Raw genomic sequence first — 3,146 nt, 5'->3', positions numbered from 1 at the left:
CGTAGACTGCGGCCTCCGGCGCCAGCGCGAGGATGATGAACGCCGAGTCGCCCGCGGTCGCGCCCAGCGCGGCGACGACGGTGCCGAAGCTGACGGTGCCGCGGATGTACAGCGGCATCGCGATGATGGCGCCGCCACAGCCCGGCGTTACCCCGAGCAGCCCGCCGACCAGCGGCTGGGCGCGCTCGTGTTCCTGCAGCAGCTCGGTCAGCTTCCCGTCGAACCGGTACTGGACCAGGCTGAACAGTAGCACCGTCGCGCCGACGAAGCCGGACACCTGCACGAACCCCTCGCGCCACGAGCCGATCAGGACCTCGAGCGCCTCCCGACCGACGGGACCGAACAGGTCCGGCGGCACCTGCAGCGGGATCACGGGGAACCACCGCCTCGGGGTGCCCGCGGCGGCGGCCGAGCCTGTGTGTCGAGCATGAGTGTTCTTGTCGTACCATGGCCGGCCCAACTACATAGTTGTTCCCCACGTACTCTATTTTTAGATACCTCTAATTCTCTTCGCGGTGGGAACCGTTTTGCCCCGGCGGACCCGAATCCGGGTATGGACGCAGGGTTCGACGCGACGCTCCGGGCCGACGGCGTGGCCTTCGCCGAGCGCGACGCCGAACTGCTCCGGGCGGTCGACGAGTCGGGGTCGCTCAACGCCGCCGCGTCGTCGCTCGGGCGGTCGTACTCCCGGGCCCACGACCGGCTCACGGAGCTCGAGGACGCGTTCGGCTCGCTGGTCGAGCGCCAGCGCGGCGGCAGCGGCGGCGGCGGCAGCGCGCTCACCGACCGCGCCCACGAGCTGTTGGCGGCGTTCGACCGCCTGCGCGCGGGCTACAGCGCGATCGCGGAGACTACGGAGACGGTTCTCGACGGCGAGGTGGTCGAACGGGACGGCGAACTCGGCACCGTCGAGACCGCCGCCGGGACGGTTCGGGCGCTCGTCCCGCCCGACGCGGACTCCGTCGAGGTGGTGCTGCGCGCCGACGCCGTGACGCTGCACGACCCCGCGGACACGCCGACCGGCGACGCGACCAGCGCCCGAAACCGCTTTTCGGGCGAGGTCGTCGCGGTCGACCGCGGGGAGTCCGTCTATCGGGTTTCGGTCGAGGTGGGCGCCGACGCGCCGCTCGTGGCGCTGGTGACCGAGGAGAGTCGCGACCGACTCGACCTCGAACCCGGCCGGGACGTGGTGGCGTCGTTCAAAGCGACGGCGACCCGTGCGACACCGCGGTGACGGCCAACCGTGGTGGTGAGAGCGACACCGCGGTAGTTGGTAACTGCGAGAACTCTCTCAGCCGCCACAAAGTTCTCTTATCACACGCCAGTACCGCTTCGCGCATGCTCGACGCTGATTTCGAGGTCTGCACCGAGTGTGGCAACCTCCACATGGAGGGCGGCAGTGCCCCGTCACACGTCGAGGAGTGTGCGGTCTGTGGCGGGCGAACCGACGACGTGGAACTGGACGACATCGTCGGCCTGTAGCGCGCTCCCGCCGACGCGCTTTTCTCCACCCCTCGTGAACCCCGGGGTATGCAAGTCGTCACGCTGGGTCCGGCGGGGACGTACTCCCACCGCGCGGCGGGGTCGATCGCCGACGACGGCGCCGTCAGCTTCCGGGAGTCGGTGACGGGGATCGTCGCGGCCGTCGCCGACGGCGAGTTCGACCGCGGCGGCGTCCCCGTCGAGAACAGCATCGAGGGCTCCGTCGACGAGAGCCTCGACGCGCTGGCCGACCGCGCGGTGAGCGTCGTACAGGAGGTCGTCTCCCCGATCCGGCACGCCCTCCTCGCACAGGGGCCGGAGTTCTCGACCGTCGCCTCCCACCCGCAGGCGCTGGCGCAGTGCCGGGAGTATCTCGCGGAGCACTACCCCGACGTGAGTCAGGAGGCGGTGGCGTCGACCGCCCGCGGGGTCGAGCGCGCTCGCGAGGACCCGAGCGTGGCGGCGATCGGCCACCCCGCGAACGCAGGCTCGCCGGGACAGGGAGCCGGCGAGGACGGTGACGGTACCCTCCAGCGCATCGCCGAGAACATTCAGGACCACGACTCAAACGCCACCCGCTTCCTCGTCGTCGCTCCCGAGAGCGAGCGCTCGGAGGCGGGCGGGAAGACCAGCATCGTGGCCTACCCCGGCGCGAACTACCCCGGCCTGCTGCTCGAACTGCTGGAGTCGTTCGCCGATCGGGACATCAACCTCACCCGGATCGAGTCTCGCCCCAGTGGCCGCCGGCTGGGGGACTACTGCTTCCACGTCGACTTCGAGGCGGGGCTGTACGAGGCCCGGGCGCAGGAGGCGCTGGCGGAGATCGAGGAAGTCTGTGCGGACGGCTGGGTCAAGCGGTTAGGCTCCTACGACACGACTCACGTCGTCGGGTAGCCGAAAACCGCCCGACTGAGTCGGGATAGGGGGACCGGCGGTAACCCTTAACCATCCGTGGCGCCTCTTTTCGGGTATGAGTGGCCGCCGTGATCCGTTCGACGAGATCGAGGAACTGTTCGAGCAGCTGAACTCCGGGTTCGCCGACCTCACCGGGGAGATCGAGGGGGCCGTCGGCGGCGGCATCCACGTCGACGTGGCCGACGCCGACGACGAGATCGTCGTCGTCGCGGACGTGCCGGGCTACGAGGCCGACGACATCGACGTGTCGGTCAGCGACCGCCAGCTCACCATCTCGGCGGAGCGCGGGAGCGAGTCAGAGACCGACGACGACGCCCAGTACTACCGCCGCGAGCGCACCCGGCAGGCGGTCAGCCGCACCGTGACGCTCCCGACGGCCGTCGACGAGCACGAGGCGTCGGCGAGCTACGAGAACGGCGTGCTGACGGTCGAACTGCCCAAGGCCGACGGCGACGACGGGATCGACATCGAAGTGAGTTAGATCGGCTCTTTCGCGTTTTCGAGGCGGCTCTGTTCGGTCGTGGCGGCGATTGCGACGTTTCGGTTCGTTACCGCGACTGCATCTCGTTCGTTGGCAACTGAGACAGCACCGGCGACAGCAACAGCATCTCGTTCGTAGACCACTTGCGACCGCAGTGCGCCGGACACAGGGTCCGTCATCAGAAATCAGAGATTTCTGATTGGCAGACGAGAGCTTCGCTCTCGTCGACGGCACAGCGCCGAGTCCCCACCCCTCCCCCGCGGGCCGG

The 3,146-nt window shown here is 69.4% G+C and carries 5 protein-coding genes; 4 read left to right on the top strand and 1 reads right to left on the bottom strand.

What is annotated here, in order from left to right; genetic code table 11:
* A partial coding sequence (locus ACFR9S_RS00460; protein WP_379817735.1) for a putative manganese transporter occupies positions 1–373 on the bottom strand: 373 nt, incomplete at its 3' end.
* A 180-nt stretch (positions 374–553) separates the two neighbouring features.
* Between ACFR9S_RS00460 and ACFR9S_RS00455 the strand changes: the two genes are divergently transcribed.
* The 4 genes from ACFR9S_RS00455 to ACFR9S_RS00440 all read left to right on the top strand — a co-directional run bounded on the left by ACFR9S_RS00455 (position 554) and on the right by ACFR9S_RS00440 (position 2,878).
* A complete protein-coding gene (locus ACFR9S_RS00455; protein ID WP_379817715.1) occupies positions 554–1,234 on the top strand; it encodes a TOBE domain-containing protein in 681 nt (226 codons plus the stop codon).
* A gap of 104 nt (positions 1,235–1,338) precedes the next feature.
* Entirely contained in the window at positions 1,339–1,482 is a 144-nt protein-coding gene (locus tag ACFR9S_RS00450; RefSeq protein WP_379731214.1) for a hypothetical protein, read from the top strand.
* Positions 1,483–1,530: 48 nt separating this feature from the next.
* Positions 1,531–2,376, top strand: coding sequence for a prephenate dehydratase (gene pheA / locus ACFR9S_RS00445; RefSeq protein ID WP_379817713.1), 846 nt, complete (start codon positions 1,531–1,533; stop codon positions 2,374–2,376).
* A gap of 76 nt (positions 2,377–2,452) precedes the next feature.
* Complete coding sequence (locus tag ACFR9S_RS00440) at positions 2,453–2,878, top strand: Hsp20/alpha crystallin family protein (protein ID WP_379731216.1); 426 nt, start codon at positions 2,453–2,455, stop codon at positions 2,876–2,878.
* The last annotated feature ends 268 nt before the right edge of the window (positions 2,879–3,146 follow it).

It is taken from the genome of Halolamina salina (genome assembly GCF_042678005.1).
Classification (GTDB): Archaea; Halobacteriota; Halobacteria; order Halobacteriales; family Haloferacaceae; genus Halolamina; species Halolamina salina.
Note: the sequence above shows the minus strand (reverse complement) of the source record. Positions and strands in the feature narration are given on the sequence as shown.